This is a genomic window from Acidobacteriota bacterium, assembly GCA_020845575.1.
GTDB lineage: Bacteria > Acidobacteriota > Vicinamibacteria > Vicinamibacterales > Vicinamibacteraceae > Luteitalea.
On record JADLFL010000051.1, the window covers coordinates 1 to 24,205 of the forward strand.

Annotated in this window: 21 protein-coding genes; 15 read left to right on the forward strand and 6 right to left on the reverse strand. The window is 68.9% G+C overall.

Annotated features, from left to right (window positions below; translation table 11 throughout):
* From IT182_14360 to IT182_14395, 8 genes are all read left to right on the forward strand, one after another.
* Window positions 1-479 (forward strand): F0F1 ATP synthase subunit beta (locus IT182_14360; protein ID MCC6164530.1); only part of this gene is annotated, 479 nt, incomplete at its 5' end.
* Between the two features lie 19 nt (window positions 480-498).
* Window positions 499-912, forward strand: a complete 414-nt coding sequence (locus tag IT182_14365; GenBank protein ID MCC6164531.1) for a F0F1 ATP synthase subunit epsilon — start codon at window positions 499-501, stop codon at window positions 910-912.
* Window positions 913-965: 53 nt separating this feature from the next.
* Window positions 966-1,712 carry a serine/threonine-protein phosphatase gene (locus IT182_14370; protein ID MCC6164532.1) on the forward strand — a complete coding sequence of 249 codons (747 nt, stop codon included), beginning with the start codon at window positions 966-968 and terminating at the stop codon, window positions 1,710-1,712.
* A complete protein-coding gene (locus tag IT182_14375) occupies window positions 1,702-2,499 on the forward strand; it encodes an ABC transporter permease (protein MCC6164533.1) in 798 nt (265 codons plus the stop codon). The genes IT182_14370 and IT182_14375 overlap by 11 nt, the downstream gene beginning before the upstream one ends.
* A gap of 5 nt (window positions 2,500-2,504) precedes the next feature.
* Window positions 2,505-3,899, forward strand: a complete 1,395-nt coding sequence (locus IT182_14380; GenBank protein ID MCC6164534.1) for an ABC transporter ATP-binding protein — start codon at window positions 2,505-2,507, stop codon at window positions 3,897-3,899.
* A gap of 8 nt (window positions 3,900-3,907) precedes the next feature.
* A complete protein-coding gene (locus IT182_14385; GenBank protein ID MCC6164535.1) occupies window positions 3,908-4,393 on the forward strand; it encodes an adenylyltransferase/cytidyltransferase family protein in 486 nt (161 codons plus the stop codon).
* A 286-nt stretch (window positions 4,394-4,679) separates the two neighbouring features.
* Window positions 4,680-5,222, forward strand: coding sequence for a DUF5612 domain-containing protein (locus IT182_14390; GenBank protein ID MCC6164536.1), 543 nt, complete (start codon window positions 4,680-4,682; stop codon window positions 5,220-5,222).
* Window positions 5,223-5,287: 65 nt separating this feature from the next.
* Window positions 5,288-6,496 carry an amidohydrolase family protein gene (locus IT182_14395; protein ID MCC6164537.1) on the forward strand — a complete coding sequence of 403 codons (1,209 nt, stop codon included), beginning with the start codon at window positions 5,288-5,290 and terminating at the stop codon, window positions 6,494-6,496.
* Between the two features lie 363 nt (window positions 6,497-6,859).
* Here IT182_14395 and IT182_14400 read toward each other — a convergent pair whose 3' ends face one another.
* Window positions 6,860-7,735 (reverse strand): DUF3014 domain-containing protein, encoded by an 876-nt coding sequence (locus IT182_14400; protein MCC6164538.1) that lies wholly within the window; start codon window positions 7,733-7,735, stop codon window positions 6,860-6,862.
* A 205-nt stretch (window positions 7,736-7,940) separates the two neighbouring features.
* On the opposite strand from IT182_14400, the gene mfd reads away from it, so the two are divergent.
* The 3 genes from mfd (at window position 7,941) to dusB (ending at window position 14,042) form a co-directional block, all read left to right on the forward strand.
* Entirely contained in the window at window positions 7,941-11,603 is a 3,663-nt protein-coding gene (gene mfd / locus IT182_14405) for a transcription-repair coupling factor (GenBank protein MCC6164539.1), read from the forward strand.
* Window positions 11,604-11,802: 199 nt separating this feature from the next.
* On the forward strand, window positions 11,803-12,921 hold the full coding sequence (locus tag IT182_14410) for a peptidyl-prolyl cis-trans isomerase (protein ID MCC6164540.1): 1,119 nt from the start codon (window positions 11,803-11,805) through the stop codon (window positions 12,919-12,921).
* A complete protein-coding gene (gene dusB, locus IT182_14415; GenBank protein MCC6164541.1) occupies window positions 12,918-14,042 on the forward strand; it encodes a tRNA dihydrouridine synthase DusB in 1,125 nt (374 codons plus the stop codon). The genes IT182_14410 and dusB overlap by 4 nt, the downstream gene beginning before the upstream one ends.
* A 27-nt stretch (window positions 14,043-14,069) precedes the next feature.
* Here dusB and IT182_14420 read toward each other — a convergent pair whose 3' ends face one another.
* Genes IT182_14420 through IT182_14430 form a run of 3 tightly spaced genes read right to left on the reverse strand, consistent with a single transcriptional unit; the run spans window position 14,070 to window position 16,747 of the window.
* A complete protein-coding gene (locus IT182_14420) occupies window positions 14,070-14,402 on the reverse strand; it encodes a Dabb family protein (protein MCC6164542.1) in 333 nt (110 codons plus the stop codon).
* 1 nt (window position 14,403) lies between these two features.
* Window positions 14,404-15,315, reverse strand: a complete 912-nt coding sequence (locus IT182_14425) for a hypothetical protein (GenBank protein MCC6164543.1) — start codon at window positions 15,313-15,315, stop codon at window positions 14,404-14,406.
* Between the two features lie 16 nt (window positions 15,316-15,331).
* Window positions 15,332-16,747: a sigma-54-dependent Fis family transcriptional regulator gene (locus IT182_14430; protein MCC6164544.1), complete on the reverse strand. Its 1,416-nt coding sequence runs from the start codon at window positions 16,745-16,747 to the stop codon at window positions 15,332-15,334.
* A gap of 325 nt (window positions 16,748-17,072) precedes the next feature.
* On the opposite strand from IT182_14430, the gene IT182_14435 reads away from it, so the two are divergent.
* Complete coding sequence (locus tag IT182_14435; GenBank protein ID MCC6164545.1) at window positions 17,073-17,294, forward strand: hypothetical protein; 222 nt, start codon at window positions 17,073-17,075, stop codon at window positions 17,292-17,294.
* 1,045 nt (window positions 17,295-18,339) lie between these two features.
* On the opposite strand, the gene IT182_14440 is transcribed toward IT182_14435, so the two are convergent.
* Window positions 18,340-19,875, reverse strand: coding sequence for a response regulator (locus IT182_14440; protein ID MCC6164546.1), 1,536 nt, complete (start codon window positions 19,873-19,875; stop codon window positions 18,340-18,342).
* Window positions 19,876-20,001: 126 nt separating this feature from the next.
* Here IT182_14440 and IT182_14445 point away from each other — a divergent pair, with 126 nt between their 5' ends.
* Window positions 20,002-20,718 carry a hypothetical protein gene (locus IT182_14445; protein MCC6164547.1) on the forward strand — a complete coding sequence of 239 codons (717 nt, stop codon included), beginning with the start codon at window positions 20,002-20,004 and terminating at the stop codon, window positions 20,716-20,718.
* Window positions 20,719-20,821: 103 nt separating this feature from the next.
* Here IT182_14445 and fabZ read toward each other — a convergent pair whose 3' ends face one another.
* Window positions 20,822-21,283 (reverse strand): 3-hydroxyacyl-ACP dehydratase FabZ, encoded by a 462-nt coding sequence (gene fabZ, locus IT182_14450; GenBank protein MCC6164548.1) that lies wholly within the window; start codon window positions 21,281-21,283, stop codon window positions 20,822-20,824.
* 57 nt (window positions 21,284-21,340) lie between these two features.
* Here fabZ and IT182_14455 point away from each other — a divergent pair, with 57 nt between their 5' ends.
* Complete coding sequence (locus IT182_14455; protein ID MCC6164549.1) at window positions 21,341-23,152, forward strand: GAF domain-containing protein; 1,812 nt, start codon at window positions 21,341-21,343, stop codon at window positions 23,150-23,152.
* A gap of 19 nt (window positions 23,153-23,171) precedes the next feature.
* Window positions 23,172-24,143, forward strand: a complete 972-nt coding sequence (locus tag IT182_14460) for a serine hydrolase (protein ID MCC6164550.1) — start codon at window positions 23,172-23,174, stop codon at window positions 24,141-24,143.
* Window positions 24,144-24,205: the final 62 nt, after the last annotated feature.

Here is a 24,205-nt window from a genome sequence, read left to right on the forward strand (position 1 = left end):
ACACGGATCCGGCGCCGGCCACCACGTTCGCGCACCTCGACGCCACGACGAACCTGTCGCGCGACATCGCGTCGCTCGGCATCTATCCGGCCGTCGATCCGCTGGCCTCCACCTCGCGCATCCTCGATCCGCGCATCATCGGCGACGAGCACTACGACGTGGCGCGCCGCGTGAAGCAGGTGCTGCAGCGCTACAAGGACCTGCAGGACATCATCGCGATTCTCGGCCTCGACGAGCTGTCCGAAGAGGACAAGCTCACCGTCTCCCGCGCGCGCAAGATCCAGCGGTTCCTCAGCCAGCCGTTCCACGTCGCCGAACAGTTCACCGGCTTCAAGGGCAAGTACGTGTCGATCGCCGAGACGATCAAGGGCTTCAAGGAGCTCGTCGACGGCAAGCACGACGATGTGCCGGAGCAGGCGTTCTACATGGTGGGCACGATCGACGAGGCGCTGGAGAAGGCCGCGTCCCTGAAGGCGTAAGCGGAAGGCAACCGATTCGATGGCCACCCAGCTCACGCTCAGCATCGTCACGCCCGAACGCGAACTCGTGCGCGTCCAGGTCGACGAGGTGGAGCTGCCCGGCACCGAAGGCTACTTCGGCGTGCTGCCCGGACACACGCCGCTGCTCGCGACCCTCAGCGTCGGCCGCCTCACGTATCGCATCGGCCAGGACTGGCGCGTCGTCGCCGTCGAGGAAGGCCTCGCGGAGGTCCTGCCCGATCGCGTGACCGTCCTTGCCGAGCTCGCGGAGCCGGCCGAAGACATCGATCTCCCTCGCGCCGAGGCCGCGCGCAAGCGCGCCGAGGCGCGCCTCGCGGCCAAGGCCACCGACCTCGACTACCAGCGCGCGCAGCTCGCGCTCGAGAAGGCCATGCTGCGCGTCCAGGTGGCGTCTCGCACCAGAGGCCGATGATCCAGCGCGCGCGCCAGCCACTCGTGGGCGTCTGTCCGGGAGCCTGATCCGTCATGCGCGTGCGCTGGGCGGCGACCACGCACCCGGGACGTCGCCGGGCCTCCAACGAGGACGCCTTCTGCGCCCGACCCGACCTCGGCCTGTTCGTCGTCGCCGACGGCATGGGCGGGCACGTCGCCGGTGAAGTCGCCTCGAAGCTGGCCGTCGACACGATCGAGGCCGTCGTGGCCGCCGGCGACGCGAGCGCGCCCGCTTCGCGTCACCATTCATTGCCGGAGCGACGGCTGGAAGCCGCCTTCGAGCGCGCGAGCGTGGCCATCTGCCGGCGGACGGCCTGCAATCCGTCGCTGCGCGGCATGGCGACAACGGCCTCCGCGGTGCTCATCACCGATGACGGTGCCGCCATCGGACACGTCGGCGACAGCCGCATCTACCTGTGGCGTGACTCGCTCCTGCAGCAACTGACGCACGATCACTCGTGGGTGGCCGAGCAGGTGTCGGCCGGTCTGCTCACGCCCGCCGCGGCGCGGCAACACCCGTGGCGCAACGTCGTCACGCGCGCCCTGTCGGCATCCGATCCGCCGGAAGTCGAACTGTCGCCGCTCACCCTGCAACCGGGCGATCGCCTGCTCATCTCCTCCGATGGCCTCCACGGCGTGATCGCCGACGATCGCGTGTCGGCGGCGCTGGCGTCCACCGAGGGTCTCGATCACGCCTGCCAGACGCTCATCGAGGAAGCCAACGCCGCCGGCGGTCCCGACAACATCACGACGCTGATGCTGGAGATCGATGTTCCATAACCTTCGACAGCTCGTGCGATATCGCGCGCTGATCCAGAGCCTCGTCACGCGCGAGCTCAAGGCGCGCTATCGCGGCAGCGTCCTCGGCTTCTTCTGGTCCTTCATCAACCCGCTGCTGCTGCTGGTGGTGTACTCGTTCGTGTTCACGGTGGTGCTGCCCGGCACGCACCCGCCCGAGATCGAGCCGTACGCGCTGTTCCTCTTCTGTGGCCTCCTGCCGTGGACGTGGTTCTCCTCGTCGCTCACAGAGGCGTCAAACAGCCTCATGGCCGGCGGCAACCTGATCAAGAAAGTGCTCTTTCCGGCCGAAATCCTGCCGATCGTGGCGGTGCTGGCCAACATGATGCACTTCTTCTTCGGCCTGCCGATCCTCGTCGGGTTCCTCGTCTGGTTCAGGCCCACCATCACCGTCACCGAGATCCTCTGGTTCCCCATCGTCGTCGCGGTGCAGTTGCTGTTCACGCTCGGGCTCGGGCTGATCCTCGCCGCACTCACCGTGCACTTCAGGGACATCAAGGACATCCTGAGCAACATGCTCACGCTGTGGTTCTTCGCCACGCCGATCCTCTATCCGATGCACCTGGCGCCAGGCACGATCAGCAAGGCGTTCCTCAACGCGAACCCGTTCACCCACTTCGCCGTGTCGTATCAGGAGATCCTCTTCTACGAAGGTCCGTTCGGGCACTGGAAGTGGATCCTCGCCATGGCCGCGGGATCCGCGCTGCTGTTCCTCGTCGGCTATTTCCTGTTCGATCGCCTGCGCGACTCGTTCGCCGAGGAGGTGTGATCGCGATGTCGTCGCCCCCGCTCGCCATCCACGCCGATCGCGTCACGAAGATCTATCGCCGCTTCGCGCACAAGCGGCAGTTCGCCACGCTCAAGAGCGCGATCCTCTCCGGCAGTCTCGTGCGGGATCTGCGCCCTGACGAAACCTTTCTCGCGCTCGACGATGTGTCGTTCGACGTGCGGGCGGGTCGCACGTACGGCATCATCGGGCGCAACGGCAGCGGCAAGAGCACGATGCTCAAGTGCGTGGCGGGCATCTCGAAGCCGACGTACGGCACCGTCACCGTCAACGGCCGCATCTCCGCGCTCATCGAGCTCGGAGCGGGGTTCCACCCCGAGATCTCGGGCCGCGAGAACATCTTCATCAACGGCATCATGCTCGGGCTGTCGAAGGCGGAGATCGAGCGCCGCTTCGACGAGATCGTCGAGTTCGCCGAGCTCGCGCCGTTCATCGACGCGCCGGTGAAGACGTACTCCTCCGGCATGTACATGCGCCTCGGGTTCGCCGTCGCGGTCCACGTCGATCCTGACGTGCTGCTCGTCGACGAGGTGCTCGCGGTGGGCGACGAAGGCTTCGCGCACAAGTGCCTCGACAAGTTCGCGGAGTTCCGGCGTCGCGGCAAGACGATCCTGCTCGTCACGCACTCGCTCGGTCTGGTGGAGCGCTTCTGCGACGAAGCGCTGTGGCTCGACAAGGGCAAGGTGCGCGCGGTCGGCCTCCCGAAGCGCGTGATCGACGCCTACGTCACCGAAGTGGAGGAGAGCGAGGAAGCCTTTCTCGCGGCCGAAGACGCGCGCAATCGCCAGCGCGTGGATCTCGGCGCCGGCAGCTCGGTGCCCGCTCCGCACGACGGGACGCAGGAGGATGGCGTCACGGCCGGGAACGTGGAAGCACCAGCTGACATGTTCAAGGCGGAGGCGGGCCGCTGGGGATCGGGCGACGTGGAGATCACGAAGGTCGATCTCGTGGGCCCCGACGGCACGCCCGGCCACGTGTTCCACTCCGGCGATCCGATGACCATCCGCCTGCAGCTGCACGCGAAGGCGCCCGTGAAGGACTTCGTGTTCGGCATCGGGCTCTTCAACGCCGACGGCGTGTGCATCTACGGCACCAACACGAACATCGAGGAGATGGTGGCGCAGGAGCTGTCTGGCGACGGCGAAGTGGGCTTCGTGATCGAGACGCTCGCGCTCACCGAAGGCACCTACAAGCTCGATCTCGCCGTCCACAAGCTCGATGGCTTCCCGTACGACTACCACCGGCAGCTCTACACGTTCCGCGTGAAGTCGCCCATCAAGGACGTCGGCTTCTTCCGTCCCGTGCACTCGTGGACGTTCAGCCCGTCGGTGCGCGTGAAGACGCTCGAAGGCCCAGAGGGCTGGCGCGCGCACCAGGCGTAGGAACGGCGATGAGAGACGAGGCCGGGCGGGCGCGGGTCGTGACGCGCGAGGCGTGCGTGGCGCAGGCACGCGCGTGGCAGGCCGCGGGACGGACCGTCGTGTTCACCAACGGCGTGTTCGACATCCTCCACCCCGGCCACGTGCGCTACCTCGCCGCAGCGCGCGACGAAGGCGATCACCTCATCGTCGCCGTCAACACCGACGACACGGTCAGGGCCGCCAAGGGCCCCGATCGTCCCGTGCACCCCGCCGCCGAGCGAGCCGAGTTGGTCGCGGGGTTGAAGGTGGTGGACCTGGTGACCATCTTCCCCGAACCCACGCCCGCCGCGCTCATCGACGCGGTGCAGCCGGACGTCCTGGCGAAGGGCGCGGACTGGCCGCTGGATCAGATCGTCGGTCGAGAGACAGTCCAGGCCCGCGGCGGCCGCGTCGTTCGCATTCCCACCGAAGTGGGCCATTCCACGACAGGGCTCATCGCCAGGGCCAGACGCTGAGTGCGCGGGTCCTGTCGCCGGACAGCCCCACCCGTCCTCGGCGCGAACAGCCCTCGTACGGGAGACGCGCCTGCGCGCGGGCGGGGCGGCCCCGTCCGGCGCCACCCGCGCCCATGGCAGTCCTGAGCGCCCGGGTTCCTGCCTCGTACCGTTGTATTCTCGCGGCGTGTCGGATTCGCGCTCGCCGCTTGCGTTGGTGTTGACGACCCGGAGTGGGCCAGGGGTGTTGCACGCGGTGACGGGCATCATCGCGTCGCACCGGGGCGACATCACGTCAGTCAGCATCATGGAGCACGGGGCCGACGTGACGCGGTTGATGCTGGAGGTGGAGACGGCCGACGCGTCGGCGTTGCTGGCCGATCTCGATACGTCCGACGTCGTGCGGGCGATCGAGCGCGTGGCGTCGTTCCAGCACGTGTTCGGCAAGCGCGTGATCATCATGGGCGGCGGCGCGCAGGTGGGCCAGGTCGCCATCGGTGCGATCTCGGAAGCCGACCGGCACAACATCCGCGGCGAGAAGATCTCGGTCGATACGATCCCGCTGGTCGGCGAGCAACCGCTGGCCGAAGCCGTGCGCGCCGTGGTGCGCCTGCCGCGCGCGCGCGTGCTGGTGCTGGCGGGCGCCCTGATGGGCGGCGAGATCGAGCAGGCCGTGCGCGAGGTACGCGCGGGCGGCCTGATCGTGATCAGCCTGAACATGGCCGGCAGCGTGCCGGAGGCGAGCGATCTCGTGGTGACCGATCCCGTGCAGGCGGGCGTGATGGCGGTGATGGCCATCGCCGAGACGGCACGGTTCTCGATCGATCGGCTGAAGAAGCGCGAGTTCTAGACGAAGCGCGAGTTCCAGACAAGGGGAGGCGTGTGGACAGACGACGATGGTTGAAGAATGCGGGGATGCTGGCGGGGGCCGTGACGACGGGGGCGTGTGCACAGGAGGCGCCGTCAGGTGGCGATGCCGCGAAGACGCAGGCTGCTGCTTCAGCCGAGTCCGCAACGCCTGACGCGTCGTTGAAGCTGGTGGACTACCAGCCGAAGAGCATGCTGCACGTGCCAGCCACGGTGGTCGAGAAGGCCGCGTTCCCCGTGATCGACATGCACACGCACCTGGCCGTGCGCACGCCCTCGTCCACCGAGCGGCAGCTGCGGCGTGTGGCACCGCCGGAAGACATCCTGAAGGTGATGGATGCCCGCAACATCCGCACGATGGTCAACCTCACGGGCGGGCAGGGCGAGCGTCTCGCCGCGGCGATCGCGGGGCTGGACAGCGCGCACCCCGGCAGGTTCCTGACGTTCACCGAGCCGACGTGGGCCGAAGCGCAGCGCGCCGACTACGCCACGTGGCAGGCCGATCAACTGTCTGTCGCGAAGGCCGCCGGCGCGCAGGGCGTGAAGGTGCTCAAGACGCTCGGCCTCTTCCTGCGCGACAAGGACGCGTCGGGCAAGGACGGCGCGCTCGTGCGCGTGGACGACCCGCGGTTCGACCCGATGTGGGAAGCGGCGGGCGCGCTCGGCCTGCCCGTCGCGATCCACGTCGGCGATCCCGAAGCGTTCTTCCTGCCGACCGATCGCTTCAACGAGCGCTACGAGGAGCTCGCCAATCACCCGGACTGGTCGTTCCACGGCCGCGACTTCCCGTCGTTCACGGCCGTCCTCGAGGCGCGCGATCGCGTGTTCGCCCGGCATCCGAAGACCACCTTCGTGGCGTTGCACGTCGGCCACTGGGCAGAGAACCTCCCGGCCGTCGGCGCGATGCTCGACAGGTTCCCGAACGTCCACATCGAGATCGGCGCGCGCATCGGCGAGCTCGGCCGCCAGCCGCGCCAGTCGCGCCGCTTCTTCGACAAGTACCAGGACCGCATCATGTTCGGGACCGACGCGATCCCGAACGGCACCGAGACGCCGCAGCAGGTGTTCGGCCTCGACCTGTACCAGATCTATTACCGGTTCCTGCAGACCGAGGACGAGTACTTCGACTACGCACCCGCCCCCGTACCGCCGCAGGGACGCTGGCAGATCTACGGCCTCGGCCTCCCCGAGGCGATCCTGAAGAAGGTGTACCTGGACAACGCCCTCCGCGCGCTGCCGGCACACCAGGCGCCGTAACCGTCAGGCCGGCGTCCTGCGCGTCCGCGGCCGTGCCGCCGCGGCGCGTGGCGGGGCTGTCGGGCCGTGAGGCGCTGCGGCCTTGGCCGTACGCGGCGCACGCGGTGCCGCGGCCTTCTTGCGGGGGCGTGTCCCGGTCGGGCCGGGCGGGACCGCCGGCGCAACGGTGGGGGTCGGTGTCACCCGGGCCGTGTCGATCGCCTCGGGGACGTACATGTCGAATGAGTCGAGCCAGACAAGCATGTCTGCCTCTCCTTGCATGCGCCGTTCCGCCCCGATCGACGAAATACCCGGCCTGACGACGCCGGTTGGCGCGTCAGGCGCGCTCTGATGAGTAGCTCGTGCACACGGGGGAGTAGCGCCTCACAATCCTCCTGCGCCGAGGGCGGCGGCGAAGGCTCGGAGTTTCGCCTGGACGCGGGCCATGCGTTCCGGGCCCAGCCGCAGCAGGTGACGCTCGGCGAGCGTGAGCTCCTCGAGCGTTGGGTCCACGTACACGTAGCTGATCCCCTTGCCCTGACGCACGGCCGCCCCGGTCGGCGGGAGCGGCGTCCTGACGAGGCGCGTCAGCGCGCGAGTCATGGCCTCGTCCAACGTCGTGCCCGTGCCGAGCTCGGCGTGTGCCTCTTCGAGTCGCGGCTTGATCTGGCCGTAGATGCGCGCGAGGCGATCGGGATCGAGATCGGCGACGAGCGCAACAAGGCCGTCGTAGCGCGCGTAGCTCGCGGGATCGATGGCGTACGCCGTCCCGCGTTGACGGACGGCGAACGCACCTTTCGGGGCGATGGCCCGCACCTGGCTCGCCGGTGAATCGCCTCTCGCGACGGCATCGACGCTGACCACGAAGCGCCGGATCAGATCGTCGCTCGCCAGCAGCGACGCGAGCTCCGGACGCGCGGACAAGGCGGCCAGCAGCGGCCGCAGGTACGCATCGAGGCCGTCGATCGGTGGCAGGGCCGGGTCCGGGTCGCCGATGCCGAGCCCGGTTCTGAGCGTCTCCACGGTCGCCATGCCGGGCGCCGCACGACTCTCGGCCACGGGCGTCCGTTCAACCGTGGGCTGCGAATCGGGCGAGCGCAGCACGAACCGCCACACGAGAAGCCCCACGACCACGAGCAGCACCGCCAGCCCGATCCACGGCAATCGAGTCTTCGGCTCCTGGTATGCCGGCACAGGCTCCGCCTGCGACCCGCCCGCCTCATCGTCTACCGCACGCAGTCTGTCGATCTCCTCGTCCATGGGCGCTCCTCCCCCCTTCTGACTCCAGTGAGCCACACGTAGTCGCCGTACTCATCCGGCAGGTCCGGGCGCGGGTGGGGCTGTCCGGCGACAGGACCCGCGCCCCATTCGGAGGGTTGCTCCTCCGCCTCCTTCCTGCCCGCCGGATGAAATCCGGCGGCTACGCCTTCGGGAAGGCGTATTCTGAAGAGTCTGCTCGCGGCCGATGCCCGGTACATCCGCTTCCTCCCTCTCCCTCCGCCACCTCCTCAAGAGCGCGGCCGCCACGACAGGACTCGCGGCGGCGGGCACGCGCGTGGCGGGCCTCACCGACGCAGGCAAGGCGTTCGCCGTGGCCGCCGCGGCGCAGACCGGGCCCGCCGTCGTGGTGGTGCCGGGCGACAGGGACATCGACGCGTTCGTCAGTGACGTCCGCTTCTTCCTCGGCAGTCTCGACGGCCTGAGCCACGCGGCGCTGGACCGCGGCGTGCTGCCGCTCCCGTCGCCGGAAGTCGATCCCTATCGTGGGCTGTCGCCGCACTTCGACGTCGCTTCGACGCGCGCGCGCACACTCCACGCGTTGGCGGGCGGTCAGGCCCGCGTGGTCGTGGCCTCGGCCGCGGCGCTGCTGCCTCGACTCCCGGATCCCGACACGCTCATCGCCTCGTCGCTGGACCTGAAGCCGGGCGACGACATCGATCCGATGGACCTGGCGGAGATCCTCGTGCGCGCGGGCTTCTCGCGCGAGGAGCCCGTCGATCAGCACGGCGAGTTCTCGATCCGCGGCGGCGTGGCCGACATCTTCCCCGCCGGCGATCGCCTGCCAGTGCGCCTGGAGTTCATCGGCGACACGATCGAGTCGATCCGCCAGTTCGATCCCGCGACGCAGCGATCGGTGGCCGCCGTCGACCGCGTGACGATCGCGCCCGTCCGCGAGACCCCCGACACGCTCGACGCGCGCGAGGCGGATCGCCCTGCGACGTTCTTCACGTACCTCGGACGATCGTCGCGGCTGCGCCTGTTCGTGTCGGAGTTCGACAAGGTGCGAGAGGCGGGCGACAGCCGTTTCACGCGGCTGCTCGACAGCTACCAGGACGCGCTCGCCCGAGACGAGCGGCCTCTCGCGCCAGCGCGCCTGATGCTGCCGTGGCCCGACGTCATGTCGATGCTGCCGTCGGCGACGCGCCTCGAAACGTTCGCCGCAGACGACGGTATGCTCGGCGCTACCACAGAGGGGCGGGTCGGCCCTCCCAGCCCGACCGACACGCACGACCGCTACGTCTCGTGCCAGCCCGCCTCGACCTTCCACGGGCGCGTGCCCGCCTGGGTCGACGAGCTCCGCCGCGCGCGTGAGGATGGCGAGACATCGGTCTTCGTGGCCGAGACGCAGGGCCGCGCGGATCGCGTCATCGAGATCCTCCGCGACTACGGCGTCGTCGCGGTCGACATCAGCCGCGCGGAGGTCTCGGGCAGCGCGCTGCTCGTCACGACGGGACAACTCACGCAGGGCTTCCGTCTCACCGCCGCGGCCCTCCGGCTCTACGCCGAGACGGACATCTTCGACGAGGAGCGCGTCGGCCACCAGCGCCGCGCGTCTGCCGCGAAGGCCTTCCTCTCCGACTTCCGCGACCTCAAGGTCGGCGATCACGTCGTCCATGTGGACAACGGGATCGGCGTGTTCGTCGGGCTGAAGCAGATCGTCGTCGGGCACGAGACGCGCGAGTTCATGGAGCTGCGCTACGCGGGCGACGACAAGCTGTTCGTGCCCGTCGATCGCCTCGACCTGGTGCAGAAGTTCTCGGGCAGCGCCAGTCCCACGCTCGATCGTCTCGGAGGCACCACGTGGGAGAAGGCCAAGTCGCGCGTGAAGAAGGCCATGCGCGACATGGCCGACGAGCTCCTGAAGCTCTACGCCGCGCGCAAGGCCGTGCAGGGCCACGCGTTCGGGCCCGACACGCACTGGCAGGAAGAATTCGAGTTGGCGTTTCCTTACGAGTTGACGCCCGATCAGGCGACGGCCGTCGCCGACATCAAGCGCGACATGGAATCGCCCGTGCCGATGGACCGCCTGTTGTGCGGCGACGTCGGGTTCGGCAAGACGGAAGTGGCGAGGCGCGCCGCGTTCACGGCCGGGAGGGACGGCAGGCAGGTGGCCGTCCTCGCGCCGACGACGGTGCTGGCGCTGCAGCACCTGAAGACGCTGCGCACGCGATTCGCGGCGTTCCCGGTGCGCATCGACATGGTCAGCCGCTTCCGCACCAGGGCGGAACAGACCGAGTCGCTCCAGCACCTGCGCGACGGCAAGCTGGACATCCTCGTCGGCACGCATCGCCTGCTGGCAAAGGACGTCGAGTTCCGCGATCTCGGGCTGCTCGTGGTCGATGAGGAGCAGCGCTTCGGCGTGACGCACAAGGAGCGCATCAAGCAGATGCGCAAGAAGGTCGACGTGCTCACGATGAGCGCGACGCCCATCCCGCGCACGCTCAACATGTCGCTCGTCGGCATCCGCGACATGTCGGTGATCGAAACCGCGCCGCACGATCGGCAGGCCGTGCAGACGTCGGTGCTGCCGTTCGATCCGCAGATCATCGGGTCGGCGATCGGCAAGGAGCTCGAACGCGGCGGCCAGGTGTACTTCGTCCACAACCGCGTGGAGTCCATCCATTCGATCGCGGGTCTCATCCAGCGCGTGGCGCCCGACGCGAAGATCGGCATCGGCCACGGCCAGATGGGAGAGGAGGCGCTCGAGAAGGTGATGGTGGACTTCATCGAGCGCCGCTACGACGTGCTGCTCGCGACGACGATCATCGAGAACGGGCTGGACATCCCCAACGCCAACACGATGATCATCAACCGCGCGGATCGCTACGGCCTCGGTCAGCTCTATCAGTTGCGCGGCCGCGTGGGGCGATCGGACAGGCGCGCGTACGCGTACCTGCTGATTCCGCCCGTCGACGCGCTGTCGGAGGTGGCGCGCAAGCGGCTGGCGGCGATCAAGGAGTTCAGCGCGCTGGGCAGCGGATTCCGCATCGCCGCGCTCGACCTCGAGATTCGCGGCGCGGGCAACCTGCTCGGCGGCGAGCAGAGCGGTCACATCGAAGCCATCGGCTTCGAGATGTACACGAAGCTGCTCGAAGAGACGATCCGCGAACTGAAGGGCGAGGATCTCGAGGACGACCGTCGCGCCACGGTGAACCTGGGTGTGGAGTTCCGCATCGACGAGTCCTACATCGCCGACACCAACCAGCGGCTCGGCATCTACCGTCAGGTGGCGCAGGCGCGCACAGACGCGGAGATCGACCGCGTGCTGGAGGACGTGCGCGACAGGTACGGGCCGCTGCCCGAGTCGGTCCTGTGCCTGGCCGACCACGCCCGCATCCGCGCGCTGGCCGACAGGATGAAGATCGACTCGATCGAGAAGGAAGGGCAGACCGTCGTCTTCAAGTTCCGCGAGTCGGCGGCTGTCGATCCGCAGCGGTTGCTCGCCGTGGTCGACAGGCGCGTGGACCTGCGCCTGGTTCCCCCAGGCCACCTGAAGCTGGACCTGAGTCCGGATGGCGGTGTCGGCCGGGCTCGGAGAGCCGGCCCTACCGGAAATGCCGCGAATGCTGCGATGCCGAGAGTGCCCCACGGTAGGGCCGGCTCTCCTGGTAGGGCCGACTCTTCTGGTAGGGCCGGCTCTCCGAGCCCGGCCTTCACGACCCATCGCCCCGTCGCGCAGGGCGGCCAGCGCGGCCCCTCCTGGTGGACCGTCCGCGCCACGGCAGGGGAGGTCACCCCGGGCTTCACCAAGACCGAGGTCCTCAAGCCCATCCCCCTGGACCCCCGGGCTCCGGACGGCCTCTTCGCCCGCGTCACCCGCGTGATGCAGGACCTGTCGGATGAGTGACCGGCAACCGGCAACCGGCAACCGGCAACCGGCAACCCGGCAACCCGGCAACCCGGCAACCCGGCAACGGGCAACGGGCAACGGGCAACCGGGTAGTGGCCGGGTCCGACCCTACGCCCGTCCCGACTCCGTTCCCGGACGTCCAAGCAAAGATGCAGACCGGATGACCCGGCGTAAGATCATCGAAGCGATGCCCCCAATGACACTCCGCAGGCTCGGCGCGGCGGCCCTCGTGGCCGGCCTCTTCGCCACAGGACTCCAGGCGGCCGACGTGATCGAGCAGGTGCTCGTCAAGGTCAACGGCGAGATTCTCACCAAGACCGACGTCGAGCAGCTCCAGGTGACGGCGCTCCGCGCCAGCAACCCGAATCTCTCGGCGGCCGACCTCGAGAACGACGCCACCCTCCGCAAGCTCCTCGACGACGTGACCCCCCGCGTCATCGTCAACGCGATCGACGAGATGCTGCTCGTGCAGCGCGGCCGCGAGCTCGGGCTCAAGATGACAGACGAGCAGTTCAACGGCATCCTCGACAACATCCGCAAGGAGAACAAGCTCGACACCGAGGAGAAGTTCCAGACCGCGCTCTCGCAGGAGGGGCTCACGATCGCCGGCCTGCGCAAGACCTTCGAGAAGCAGATGCTCATCAGTCGCGTCCAGCAGCAGGACGTGTACTCCCGCATCAGCATCTCGGAGGAGGAATCGCGCGCCTACTACACCACGCACCGGGACGAGTTCCTCACCAACGAGTCCGTGACGCTCCGGGAGATCTTCGTGCGCGCCGCGACGACGGTGCCAGCGGAAGGTCCGTCGGCGGCGGCAGCTGCGATGGCAGGCGCCCGCGCGAAGATCGATCAGATCCGCCAGCGCGTGTTGAAGGAGGATTTCGGCACCGTGGCGGGCGAGGTCTCCGACGCGGCATCGAAGGCCAACGGCGGCCTCATCGGCCCGCTCGGCACCGAAGAACTCAACCCCGACATCCAGAAAGTGCTCACCGCGATGAAGGTGGGCCAGGTGTCCGAGCCGCTCGACGCCGGCAACGGGTACCGCCTGCTCAAGCTCGACGTCCGCGTGCCGCGCAAGCAGGCGACGTTCGAGGAAGCGCGCGATCAGATCGCCGAGAAGGTGTTCAACCAGCGTCGCGCCGGCGAGGTGCTGAAGTACCTCGAGCGCCTCCGCGCGCAGGCCATCATCGAGTGGAAGAGCCCGACCCTCAAGGCGGCGTTCGATTCGGGTATTCAGCAGGCCGCCGCCGCGCTCGACGAGGCAACGAAGGCCCTCGAAGCCGGCACCGCCCCGAAGGCCGGCGCCACGCCGTGACCCCCGGCGTCGCGTCGCCCGTTCCCGCATCGTCCGGATCCGATTCCGGTACGCGTCAGGCGCCGGCACCCTCACCGAAGATCGGGACGGTTGCGCTCGACACTCCCGTCGGCGTGGCGCCCATGGCGGGCATGACGGACACGGCGTTCCGTCGACTGGTCAAGCGACGCGGGGGCTGCGGGCTCGTGGTCACCGAGATGGTGAGCTCGGAAGGCCTCGTGCGCGGCATCGATCGCACGCTGGACTTCGCCGAGTACACCGAAGAGGAACGCCCCGTCTCCATCCAGATCTTCGGCGGCGATCCCGCGAAGATGGCCGACGCCGCGCGCATCGTCGAAGGCATGGGTGCCGACATCGTCGACATCAACATGGGCTGCCCGGTGCCGAAGATCTCGAAGCACCATGCAGGCTGCGCACTGATGCGCGATCCGCGGCACGCCGCGGCGATCGTCGAGGCGATGGCGCGCGCGGTCTCGATTCCCGTGACGGTGAAGATGCGCGCGGGGTGGAACGACGAGGAGGTCAATGCGCCCGTCCTTGCGCGCATGGTGGAGGACGCGGGCGCGGCTGCCGTCACCGTGCACGGCCGCACGGCGAAGCAGGCGTACACGGGCAGTTCCGACTGGTCGCTCATCGCGCACGTGGCCGAACAGGTGCGCATCCCGGTGTTCGGCAGCGGCGACTGCGTCGAGCCCGAACACGTCATCGAACGGTTACGCAGTGGACCTGAAGGCGTGCTCGTGGGCCGCGGCGTGCTGCGCAACCCGTGGATCCTCGCGCAGGCGGCAGACATCGCCGCCGGCCGCGCACCGCGTGCGGTGACGATGAGGGACCGCGGCGAGTTCCTGCTGGAGTACGTGGAGCTGCTGTTGAACGAACGTGTGGACGAGGCCGCCGGCTTCCGTCACACCGCGCCCACGGCGCCGGACGTCGCCGATGCCGACTCCGCCCTGCGCGCGCCCGCGCGCGGCCGGGAGCGCTGGGTGATCAACAAGCTGCGCGCGCTGAACGGGTGGTACTCGAAGGGGTACGAAGGCGGCGCCCAGTTCCGCATGGCCATCAACACCGCCGAATCCATCCCGCAGGTCCGCGACCTCATCGCACGGTTTTTCCTGCGCTGACGGTCGCCACCCACGCCCGGACGTGACCTACCTGAAGGCGTCGGTCATTTCGTAGTCGTAGATCAGCGCGGCTTCGGCGGCGGCGTTGAATTGCTCGCCAAGCGCCACGTGCAGCGGGTGCGACAGGTAGGCGCGCAACCCGGCCTCGTCCTCGAACTCCAGCAGCGCGCACCAGGGGAACGACGGGAACCCGCTCATCACGTACGCCACCGGATGCGCGATGTGCTGCGCGACGCGGAACGAGCGGACCGACGGAATCTCGCGCCCCGCCGTCTGCATGGCCGCGAAGAGCGCGTCGCGCTCCTGGTCTGTCACGTCAGGGCGGGGCCGGAACAACACGACGTGCACGATCATGGACACGTCACTCCTCCGTCTTCCGGCGCTTCCTGTCGGCCGGCGGCAGGTCCCCAGCCCGCCATGTCCGTGTCTTGCGTTCCTGAGGCGGTCCCGAGCGTTCGCGCGGCGGCCCCGTGCGACCCGATGGCGGTCCCTTGCGCTCCCGTGGTGGTCCTGTGCGTTCCGACGGAGGTCCCTTGCGCTCGCGTGAGGGCGGCGCGCTGGCGGACCGCGCCGTCGCATCTCGACGCGTCGTCGAGCGATCGCCACGCCAGTCCGGTCGCGTGCCGCCTGCGGGCCTGGGTCGGTCTCCGCCAGCCTTCGGACCCCACGCCGGCTTCGGCGGTCGCGAACCCGGCGGTCGCGAGCCTGCCGCTTGTCGCTCGTCCTTCGCCGGCCAGTTCTTGCGCCGCTCCACGCCATCAGGCCCCGTCGACGGTTTCCGCGCCCTGAGGCTGCTCGCCTCGACTGGCCGCTTGCCGTCCGGCTTGAACTCCCGTCGGGCCGGGCGCCTGTCAGCCCCGGGCCGGGGTGCTCCGTCCTGCGCGGGCCGCCCTCCATCACGCGGAGCCCATCCGCCGCCCTGGGGCCGTCCTTCCGTTCTCCGTCCCCCGTCCTTCACCCAGGGTCCCCGTCCCTCGCTGGCCTGCTTCGCCCAGCGGGCGCGCTTCACGTCGCGAGGCACCTTGTACTGCTCGCGCGGGTCCTTGTGATTCCCGCCCGGCCGCCAGCTCGATCCGCGTCGGGGCGGTTTGCTCGCGTCCATGGCATCGCCCGGCGTCTCCCAGAGACGACCGCGCTGGAACCACTTGATGGCGGCATCGGGGTGCTGACGCTGCAACTGCTTCAGCGTGGGCAGCAGATCCTCACGCAGCGGCGCGCGGAACGCCGTGGGCTGGTCGTTGACGATGATGGTCCAGAACGCGCTGCGTGCCATGGGGAACAAGGATAGGTCAATCGCCGACGATGCCGTCGGCAAGGCCGAGGCGTTCGAGTCGCTTGATCTTCTCGACCAGGGTGGTTCGCTTCACGCCGAGCAACTCCGCGGCGCGGCTGCGATTGCGCTCGGTGCGCGCGAGCGCCTGCGCGATGAACACTCGTTCGACGGCAGCCAGTTCGCGTTCGAGGTCGATGCCCTGTTCGGGCAATGGCAGCGTGGCGCTGCGATCGTCGGGTCGATCGCCGCGCACGTCGGGCGGCAGCACGCTCACGTCGATCTGCGATCGGCCCGGGCTCAGCGCCAGCGCACGCTCCACGGTGTTCTCGAGTTGCCGGATGTTGCCCGGCCAGTCGAAGGCCATCAATCGCCGCATGGCTTCCTGCGAGAACGTGACGTCGGTGCGCGGCGGCACGGCCTGCGCGCCGAGCCGGTGCAGCATGTCGCGCACCAGCAGCGGCACATCGTCTCGGCGCTCGCGCAGCGGCGGGAGTTGCACGGGGATGACGTTGAGGCGGTAGAACAGGTCTTCGCGGAACGTGCCCTGCTTCACCATCTCCTCGAGGTTCGCGTTGGTGGCCGCCAGCACGCGCACGTCGACGCGAACGGGCCGCGCATCGCCGATGCGCTCGATCTCCCGCTCCTGCAGCGCCCGCAGCAGTTTGGCCTGCAACGGCACTGGCATCGTTCCGAGCTCGTCGAGGAAGAGCGTGCCGCGATGCGCGAGCTCGAAGCGTCCGGGACGCGAGGCGACGGCGCCCGTGAAGGCGCCCTTCACGTGGCCGAACAGCTCCGCCTCGAGGAGCGACTCGGGGATGGCGCTGCAGTTGAGCGCGACGAATCGTTCCGACGCGCGCGTGCTGAGCTGATGGATCGCCCGTGCCACGAGCTCCTTGCCCGTGCCCGTCTCACCCAGAATCAGAATCGTGCTCGTCGTCGGCGCCACGGTCTCGACGATGGCGAAGACTTCCTGCATGGCGGGACTGCGACCCACGAGCTGGTCGAGGCGATACCGCTCGCGCAACTGCTCGCGCAGGTAGGTGTTCTCCGCCTGGAGCCGCCGCCGCTCATGCGCCCTGCCGAGCGCGAGATCGAGCTCGGCCAGCTGGAACGGCTTGGTGACGAAGTCGGCGGCACCCTGCCGGGTCGCCTCGACGGCCGCGCGGATCGACCCGTGTCCGGTCACCACCAGCACGAGGATGTCCGGATAGCGGGCCCGCGCCGCCTCCAGCACCGCCGTCCCCTCGCCGTCGGGCAGCCGCAGGTCCGTCAACACGACGTCGAAGGCGAACCGCTCCAGATGCTCGAGCGCCTCCGCGACCGTCGACGCTTCGGTGACCTCATATCCGGACCCGGACAGGTAATCCGCCACTCCTCGACGGAACGCCCCCTCATCGTCTACGAGCAGGAGGGGTTTGAGGGCCGGATTCATGAGAGCGCCAACATTTTGACACACCCGCCTTCGCGCTTGCACGCTACGGCGCAACAAGCCCTGACAGTCGGGCGCGGAGGGTGGTGGCGGGGGACGCGACTTGTGGAGCCATCCGTCCGAAATCAGGAGATCCGTCGCGCAGGCGAGTCACAGGCGAGGGGCTGGGGGTCCCCACGCCTTTCACGAGATCCCGCGCCGGAGTGACGGATCTCCGGATGGCGGAACCAGGAGCGTCCCCCGACACCACCCTTCGCGCCCATCCACCGCAGCTCTGTAGTGCGCGCGCGCTCACTCCGATACATCCCCAGAACACGACGTGCCAGTCATGACAAGCCTGGGCCCCCTCGCAGAACTCTTCCATCGCCTCAACAATCATCTCGGCATCGTGCTGGTGAACGCCGAGCTGATCGAGGCGCGGACCGCCGACGCGGCCGCCCGCGCCCGCGCCGCCGATGTCGTGCAGGCCGCCGTCGGTGCCCTCGACGCGGTGAAGGAAATCCGCAAGCAGCTCCCTGAGCACGTGATCAACCCTCCGTCAAAATACTGACGAATGGCCCGGTCGGCGGTGTCAATATCCCGTCGACCCGCCGCGATCCAGGCTCCAGGCTCGCCGCGACTCTGACCGTAAGTAATTCTACACATTGAACTTCTTGAATCAGGCCGTGCCGTCAAGCCTTCTGGCACCGACGTTGCTGTAGAAGAGTGCGGCCCCGGTGCAAGTCCGGAGCTGCCGACTCCCAGCCGGCGTGCGAGTGACAGGAGACTGACGTGTTGCTGCCCCTTCGTGAAGACCAGCAGAGTCGAGTGATCGCCAGCCGGGCGTTCGTCGAGGCCCTCGCGCGCCGCATGGCCGCCTCGATGCCCTCGGGCGTCGACGTCGGCGACCTCGTGCAGGATGGGATGATCGGCCTCATCGACGCGGTCCACCGCTACGACGAGGAACGCGGGATCCGCTTCGAGACGTTCGCGGAGCGCCGCGTGCGCGGAGCGATGATCGACGCCCTTCGCCGAGACGCCTGGCCGCGCGGCGTACGCCGCATGCGCCGCGAGCTCGAAGCCGCGCGCGAAGCGCTTCGGGTAGCCACCGGCGGCGAGCCGTCGCTTGCCGACCTCGCCTCGCACCTCGGAACCGACGAGGAGCGGCTCGGCCGGACCATCGTGCGCATCAACACCATCGAGGCCACGTCATCGTCGTCGGGCAGCGACAGCGAGCACGCGAACCTGCCCCCCGGATGCGTGCCCGCGGTGCCGCCCTCACCCGACGAGCGGTATGTCTCGGTGGAACGGCGCGATCGCCTGCGGACGGCGATGGGCCGGCTCCAGGAACGCGATCGCCGCCTGCTGTCGCTCTACTACTTCCAGGACGCCACGATGAAGCAGATCGGACAGGCCCTAGGAGTGAACGAGTCGCGCATCTCGCAGCTGCACGCGCGTGCGCTCACGCGATTGAAGGACGCGCTGCTCCGCGACGGTTACGCGGACGGCACACGCATGGTTGCCGCGCTCGTGGATTTGCAGCAGGCTCGCAGCCTGCGCGCCGCGACGACCGACGCCGTGCTCGACGCGGCGACGCCGAAAGGGAAGCTGCTCGCCTACCCCACGACGTCGCGCACGACGCGCAGGAGCTCCACGAGCCGGAAGGGCTTGGCGAGCCAGGGGCAGCCGCTCTCGTCGAGGAAGCTCGCGGCTTCGGTGCCCGTGACGTCACCGGTGACGAAGATCACCCGTCGCGCCTGAGGCGGCGACAGCTCCGCGATGGTCCGATAGAACGTCGGACCATCCACGCGGGGCATCCGCAGGTCGCAGATGACGGCATCGAACGTCTGCGCGCGTGCGCGCGCCAGCGCTTCCTCGCCGTCGTGCGCCAGCTCCACGTCGAATCCCGCGTCCCGCAGCGTCTCGGCGACGGCGCCCGCCAGCGCCGGCTCGTCGTCTGCGAGCAGCACGCGCAGGCCGTCGCCGAACCTGTCGCTCGTGTCGGCGATCGGCGCCGTGTGCGCGCGCGAGGCTTTCACTGTGGCCCCCGCGGCAGGCAGCACGATCGCGAACCGTGCGCCGGCACCTGGTGTCGAGTCGACGTCGATCCGGCCGCCGTGCTCGGCCACGATCGCCTGGGCAACGGCAAGTCCGAGACCCGTGCCTTCGCCCACGTCCTTGGTCGTGAAGAACGGGTCGAAGATGCGCCCCAGCACCTCCGCGCTCATGCCCGGTCCATCGTCACTGACCTCGATGCAGACGGTGTCGGGCCCGTCGGCACTCGTGCGGAGCCGCACGTGTCCGCCGTCGCCGCCGGCCACGAGCGCATGTTCGGCGTTGATCAGGAGGTTCAACACGACCTGCTGCAACTGGTGGGGATCGGCGAAGACCTCGGGCAGGTCCGGCGAGAGGAAGGTGCTGACGCGGATGCCTTCGCGCTGGAGGTCCGCTTCGCGCAGGCGCACCGTTTCGGCCACCACCTCGTTGATCGGCACCATCAGGCGCGTGGTGTGCCGCTTGCGCGCGAAGGTGAGGAGCTGCCGCGCGATGCGAGCGGCGCGTTCGGCTTCCTTGTGCAGCGTGATGAGGCCCGCGGCAAGCGGTGTGCGCGCGCCCTGGAGACGCAGGCGCTCGGCCAGCGCGAGGATCGCACCCAGCGGGTTGTTCAACTCGTGCGCCACCCCCGACATCGTCTGGCCGAGGGCGGCCATCTTCTCGGCCTGGAGCAGCTGCTGGTACAGATCGCGCGATTGCTCCTCCCGCCGTCGTCGTTCCCCCACATCCCGCACGACGATGCAGGCATGCGAGGGCCGGTCGGTGGCGTGGGTTGCGGAAATTTCCACGTACGCGACGGTCCCGTCCGCGCGACGCAGGCGGGCCGGCATGTCGTGGACGCCGCCGTCCTCATGCAAGGCGGCGATCAACCGATTCCGTTCTTCGGGATCCACCCATGTCGTGTCGGCGAGCAGATCGGGCGGTGTCCCGCTCGCGCCGCGCAACAGGACATGGAGCGCGGGATTGGTCGCGATCGTGCATCCTGTGTCCCGCGCGTCCAGCCTGGCCACGGCCAGACCGACTGGCGCGTTCGCGACGAACGCCAACCAGGGCTGTTCGTCCGGAGGGCGACTGTCCGTTTCGATCAGTGCGGCCATGAACGCGGGCTCACTCTAGCATGCAGCCCGCGATGCCCGGGGGAGGTGCCTCCCCGCCGCCGGCCCGCTCCAGACTGGCTGGAGCCGTTCCCGGGCGCAGGACCAAGAAAGGTCATGGAGACGTTGATGCGTACTTTCCTTCGTTCGCTCGTCACGGCCGGTGCTGTCGCACTCGCCTTCGTGGCGCTGCCCGGCGAGGCAGCAGCCCAGGGGCGCGCGTCGCGTCCCACGGTGGCGGTGCTCGACCTCGACTTCGGCGCCGTCCAGCAGTGGTGGTCGGGGACCTGGGACATCGGCAAGGGCGTGGCCGATCTGATCGTCGACGAGCTCGTGAACGACGGCTCGTTCAGGGTCATCGAGCGCAAGCGCCTCGACGCGATCCTCGCCGAGCAGAACTTCTCGAACAGCGATCGTGCCGACCCAAGCGCCTCTGAAGTCGCCAAGATCGGCAAGGCGCTCGGCGTGAAGTACCTGGTTGTCGGGTCGATCACCAAGTTCGGCACCGAGAACCGGAACCTCGGCGTGGGTGGCGGCGGCTTCGGCGGCGGCAAGTTCGGCCTCGGCAAGGTGGGCACGTCGAAGGGCACGGCGACAGTGGCCATCACGGTCCGCATGGTGGACACCTCCACCGGCGAGATCCTCATCAGCGCGAAGGGTCAGGCCGAGTCGTCGCGCAGCGGTCTCATGCTCGGCGGCGGGGCCGGCGGCGGTGGTGGGGGCGGTGGCGGCGGTGTGTCGATGGGGTCGTCCGACTTCCGCGAGACGGTCATCGGCGAAGCCACGGAGAAGGCCGTCACGCAGGTCGTGACCAACCTGGCGGCGAAGAAGGGCAACCTGCAGTAAGGGGTCGGGTACCCACAAGGGGTGCCCCTACAATCCGGTGCCCGGCGCCCGGTGCCCGGAAGGTGCTCCGGTTGCCGGTTTGCCGGTTGCCCGTTGCCGGAATCTACCCGTCACCCAACGCGTTGCGTGGTCCGAGGGCAAACGTCATCGTGCCCTCGGCCACCACCGCATCACCGACGCGCGCCACACCCTTCAGCACGCCCATCCGGCTCCGCAGGCGCTGCACGTGCGCCTCGATGACCACCGTGTCGCCCGGGTGGACCGGCCGCCTGTAGCGCACGCGCTCGATCCCCATGAAGTAGATCAGCTTCTCGCGGTTCTCCGGCTTGGCCAGAATGAGGATCGCCCCCACCTGGGCCACGGCCTCGGTGAGAATCGTGGGCGGCAGCACCGGCGGCTGGCCCGTCACGCGCGACAGGTAACTTTCGTCGCCCGTCACGTTCTTGACGCCCACCACGCGCGTATCCACCTCGAACTCCGTGATGCGATCCACGAGCAGGAACGGATAGCGATGTGGCAGGATCCGTTCGATGGCCTGGTAGTCGAAGGGGACGGTCAGTTCCATGCGCTCCGGCAGTATAATCCCCCACTCGCCGCAGGTGTCCGACGTCTCCGTCGCACCATGCGGCGCCCCCGGCACGTGACCCACCCCCATCCGTCCAGCGATCCGGCCCCGGCGGTCCGGGTGATCAGCGATCAGGACACGCTCCGCACGCTGTTCGACCTCGGACGACGGGTGATGTCCGTGCTGTCGCTGGAGGACCTGCTCCAGACGATCCCGCGCCTCATCGGACGCCTGATCCAGTTCGATGCGTTCGCCATCTACATGCTGCACCCCGGGGGCAGCGAACTGCGGGTGGACTACTCGCTCGGCTACCCCGCCGGCGTCGCCGACTCCATCAGGCTCCAGGTGGGCGAGGGGCTGGTCGGGATGGCCGCGCAGGACCGTCGCGCCGTGCTCGTCAACGACCTCGACCAGGACCCGCACTACAAGGGATTCGTTCCCGGCATGCGCTCGTCGATCGTCGTCCCCCTCGTGTACCGGACGCGGACGATCGGCGCGCTCAACGTCCTCTCGGCGCATCGCCACGCGTTCAGCGAGAAGGACCTGGCGATCGTCAGGCAGTTCGGCGTCCACGCGGCGACGGCGCTCGAGAACGCGCGGCTCTACTCGCAGGCGGCCAGGAACGCGCGCGTCTTCGAGACGCTGCTCGAGATCAACCGCGAGATCTCGTCGATCCTCGACATCGACGTCCTGTTCGAGCGCCTCGCCGCCGCCACGCGCAAGGTGATCGACTACAAGGCCTTCGCGATCCTGCTGATGGACGCGCTGTCGCAGCGGCTCGAGGTGAAGCATCTCGCGTCGCCGTACGGCGTCGACGAGCGCGTCACGTCGGTCCCCGTGGGTGAGGGGCTCACCGGATATGCCGCCCTGCACCGCGAGGTGGTGGTGTCGGGCGACGTGCACCAGGACGCGCGGTACATCACGCTCTTCGACTCGGTGACGTCGGAGATGGCGGTGCCCCTGCTCTATCAGGGCGACTGCATCGGCGTGCTCGACCTCAGTACGGAGGAGCGCGACGCGTTCGACGCGGGCGACGTGGAGTTCGCCACGCTGCTCGCCGGGCAGTTCGCGATCGCGATCCAGAACGCACGGTTGTACCAGGAGCTGGCGTCCAACCAGGCGCGCATCGAGCGTGAACTGCGCACCGCGCAGCGCGTGCAGACGGCCCTGCTGCCGCACGAGATCCCCGCGCGCATCCGCGGCCTCGACATCGCCGCGCGTTTCGAAGCCGCGCGTGAACTGGGCGGCGATCTGCACGACTATCTCGATCCGCTCGCCAACCAGCTCGTGGTGGTGCTGGGTGACGTCTCGGGGAAGGGCGTCCCCGCGGCACTCTACAGCGCGTTCGCGTCCGAGCTCGTGCGGTCGCGCACGTACCGGAAGCGCTACGTGCACACGGCCGTCACGCCGGCCAGCGTGCTGCAGATCACCAACACGATCCTCCACGAGCGTCAGCTCCTGGAGATGTACCTCACGCTCTGTTACGCACTGTTCGACGTCAGGCGGCGCACGGTCACGGTGGCCAACTCCGGCGTGCCGTATCCGCTGCGACTCACCGCGGCAGGTGTCGTGGAGTGGATCGACGTGACGGGCGTGCCGCTCGGCTCGTTCCCGGGGATCGAATACGACGAGTGCGTCATTCCTTACACGAAGGGCGACGTGTTCCTGTTCTACTCGGATGGCGTCTCGGAAGCGATGGACCTCGATGGCGACGAGTTCGGCCGCGACCGCATCGCCACCGTCGTCCAGTCGCAGCGTGGCAAGCCGGCGCGCGCGATCGTCGACGCCGTCTTCGACGCCGTGGTCGCCTTCCGCGGCGAGGCCCCGCAGAACGACGACATCACCGTGATGGCCGTCCGCGCCGTATGATGACGGGCACGATGCCGCGATGCCGGGAATGCAGAGCGTGACGACGATTTCCAGAACACGGGTGCGCGTGGGTGTGGTTGGCGCGCTGCTAGCGTGGGCGCTGTTCGGCGTGGGGAGTTCGGTCTGTCGTCTCGCAGCGCAAACGCAGACGGCGGCACCGGCGAGCAAGACCGCCGAACTCGCGACGACGTTCGAGCGACGGCTGGAGGCCATCGCGTCGGGCGTGGACGGCAGCGTCGGCTATGCAGTCGTCGACCTGACGTCCGGCCAGCGCTTCGTCCGTCGCGCCGACGAGCCGTTCCCGACGGCGTCGGCGATCAAGATCGGCATCCTGCACGAGCTGTTCGTGCAGGCCGATGCCGGCCGCGTGGCGCTCGACGACCCGAAGCCGCTGGCGCCATCGAGCCGCGCCGGCGGATCGGGCATCCTCCAGCGCCTCCACGCACCGGTCCTCTCGCTGCGCGATCACGCGCTGCTGATGATCCTCCTCAGCGACAACACCTCGACCAACGTCCTCATCGACACGCTCGGCCGCGAGACCATCGCCAGCCACATGCAGGCGCTCGGCGCGAAGGGCTATCAGCTGCGTCGCCGCATGATGGACGGCGAGGCCGCCACGCGTGGTGAAGAGAACGTCGCCAGCCCGAACGACCTGCTCGTCGTGATGGACGCGATCAGGACGGGCCGCGGCCTCCGGCCGGCGAGCCAGGCCGAGGCGATCCGCATCATGCGCGAGTACGGTCCCACCGCCATCCGCGCCGCCGTCCCCTCCGGCGTCCCCGTCGCCGCCAAGCCCGGCGGTCTCGACGGCGTCCGTACGGAAGTCGCCTGGGTGGATCTGAAAGGCCGCCCGTACCTCCTGTGCGTGATGACCAGCTTCCTCGCCGACTCCTCGTCCGGCGACAAGGCCATCACCGACATTTCACGGGCCGCGTACCAGTACTTCGATCGCCTGGCGCGCGCCGGCGTCGAAGGCCGACTGCTGCCGTAGGAGCCGGAACGTAACCGGCTGCCGGTTGCCCATTGCCGGTTGCCGGTGCTGAGCCCTGCGCT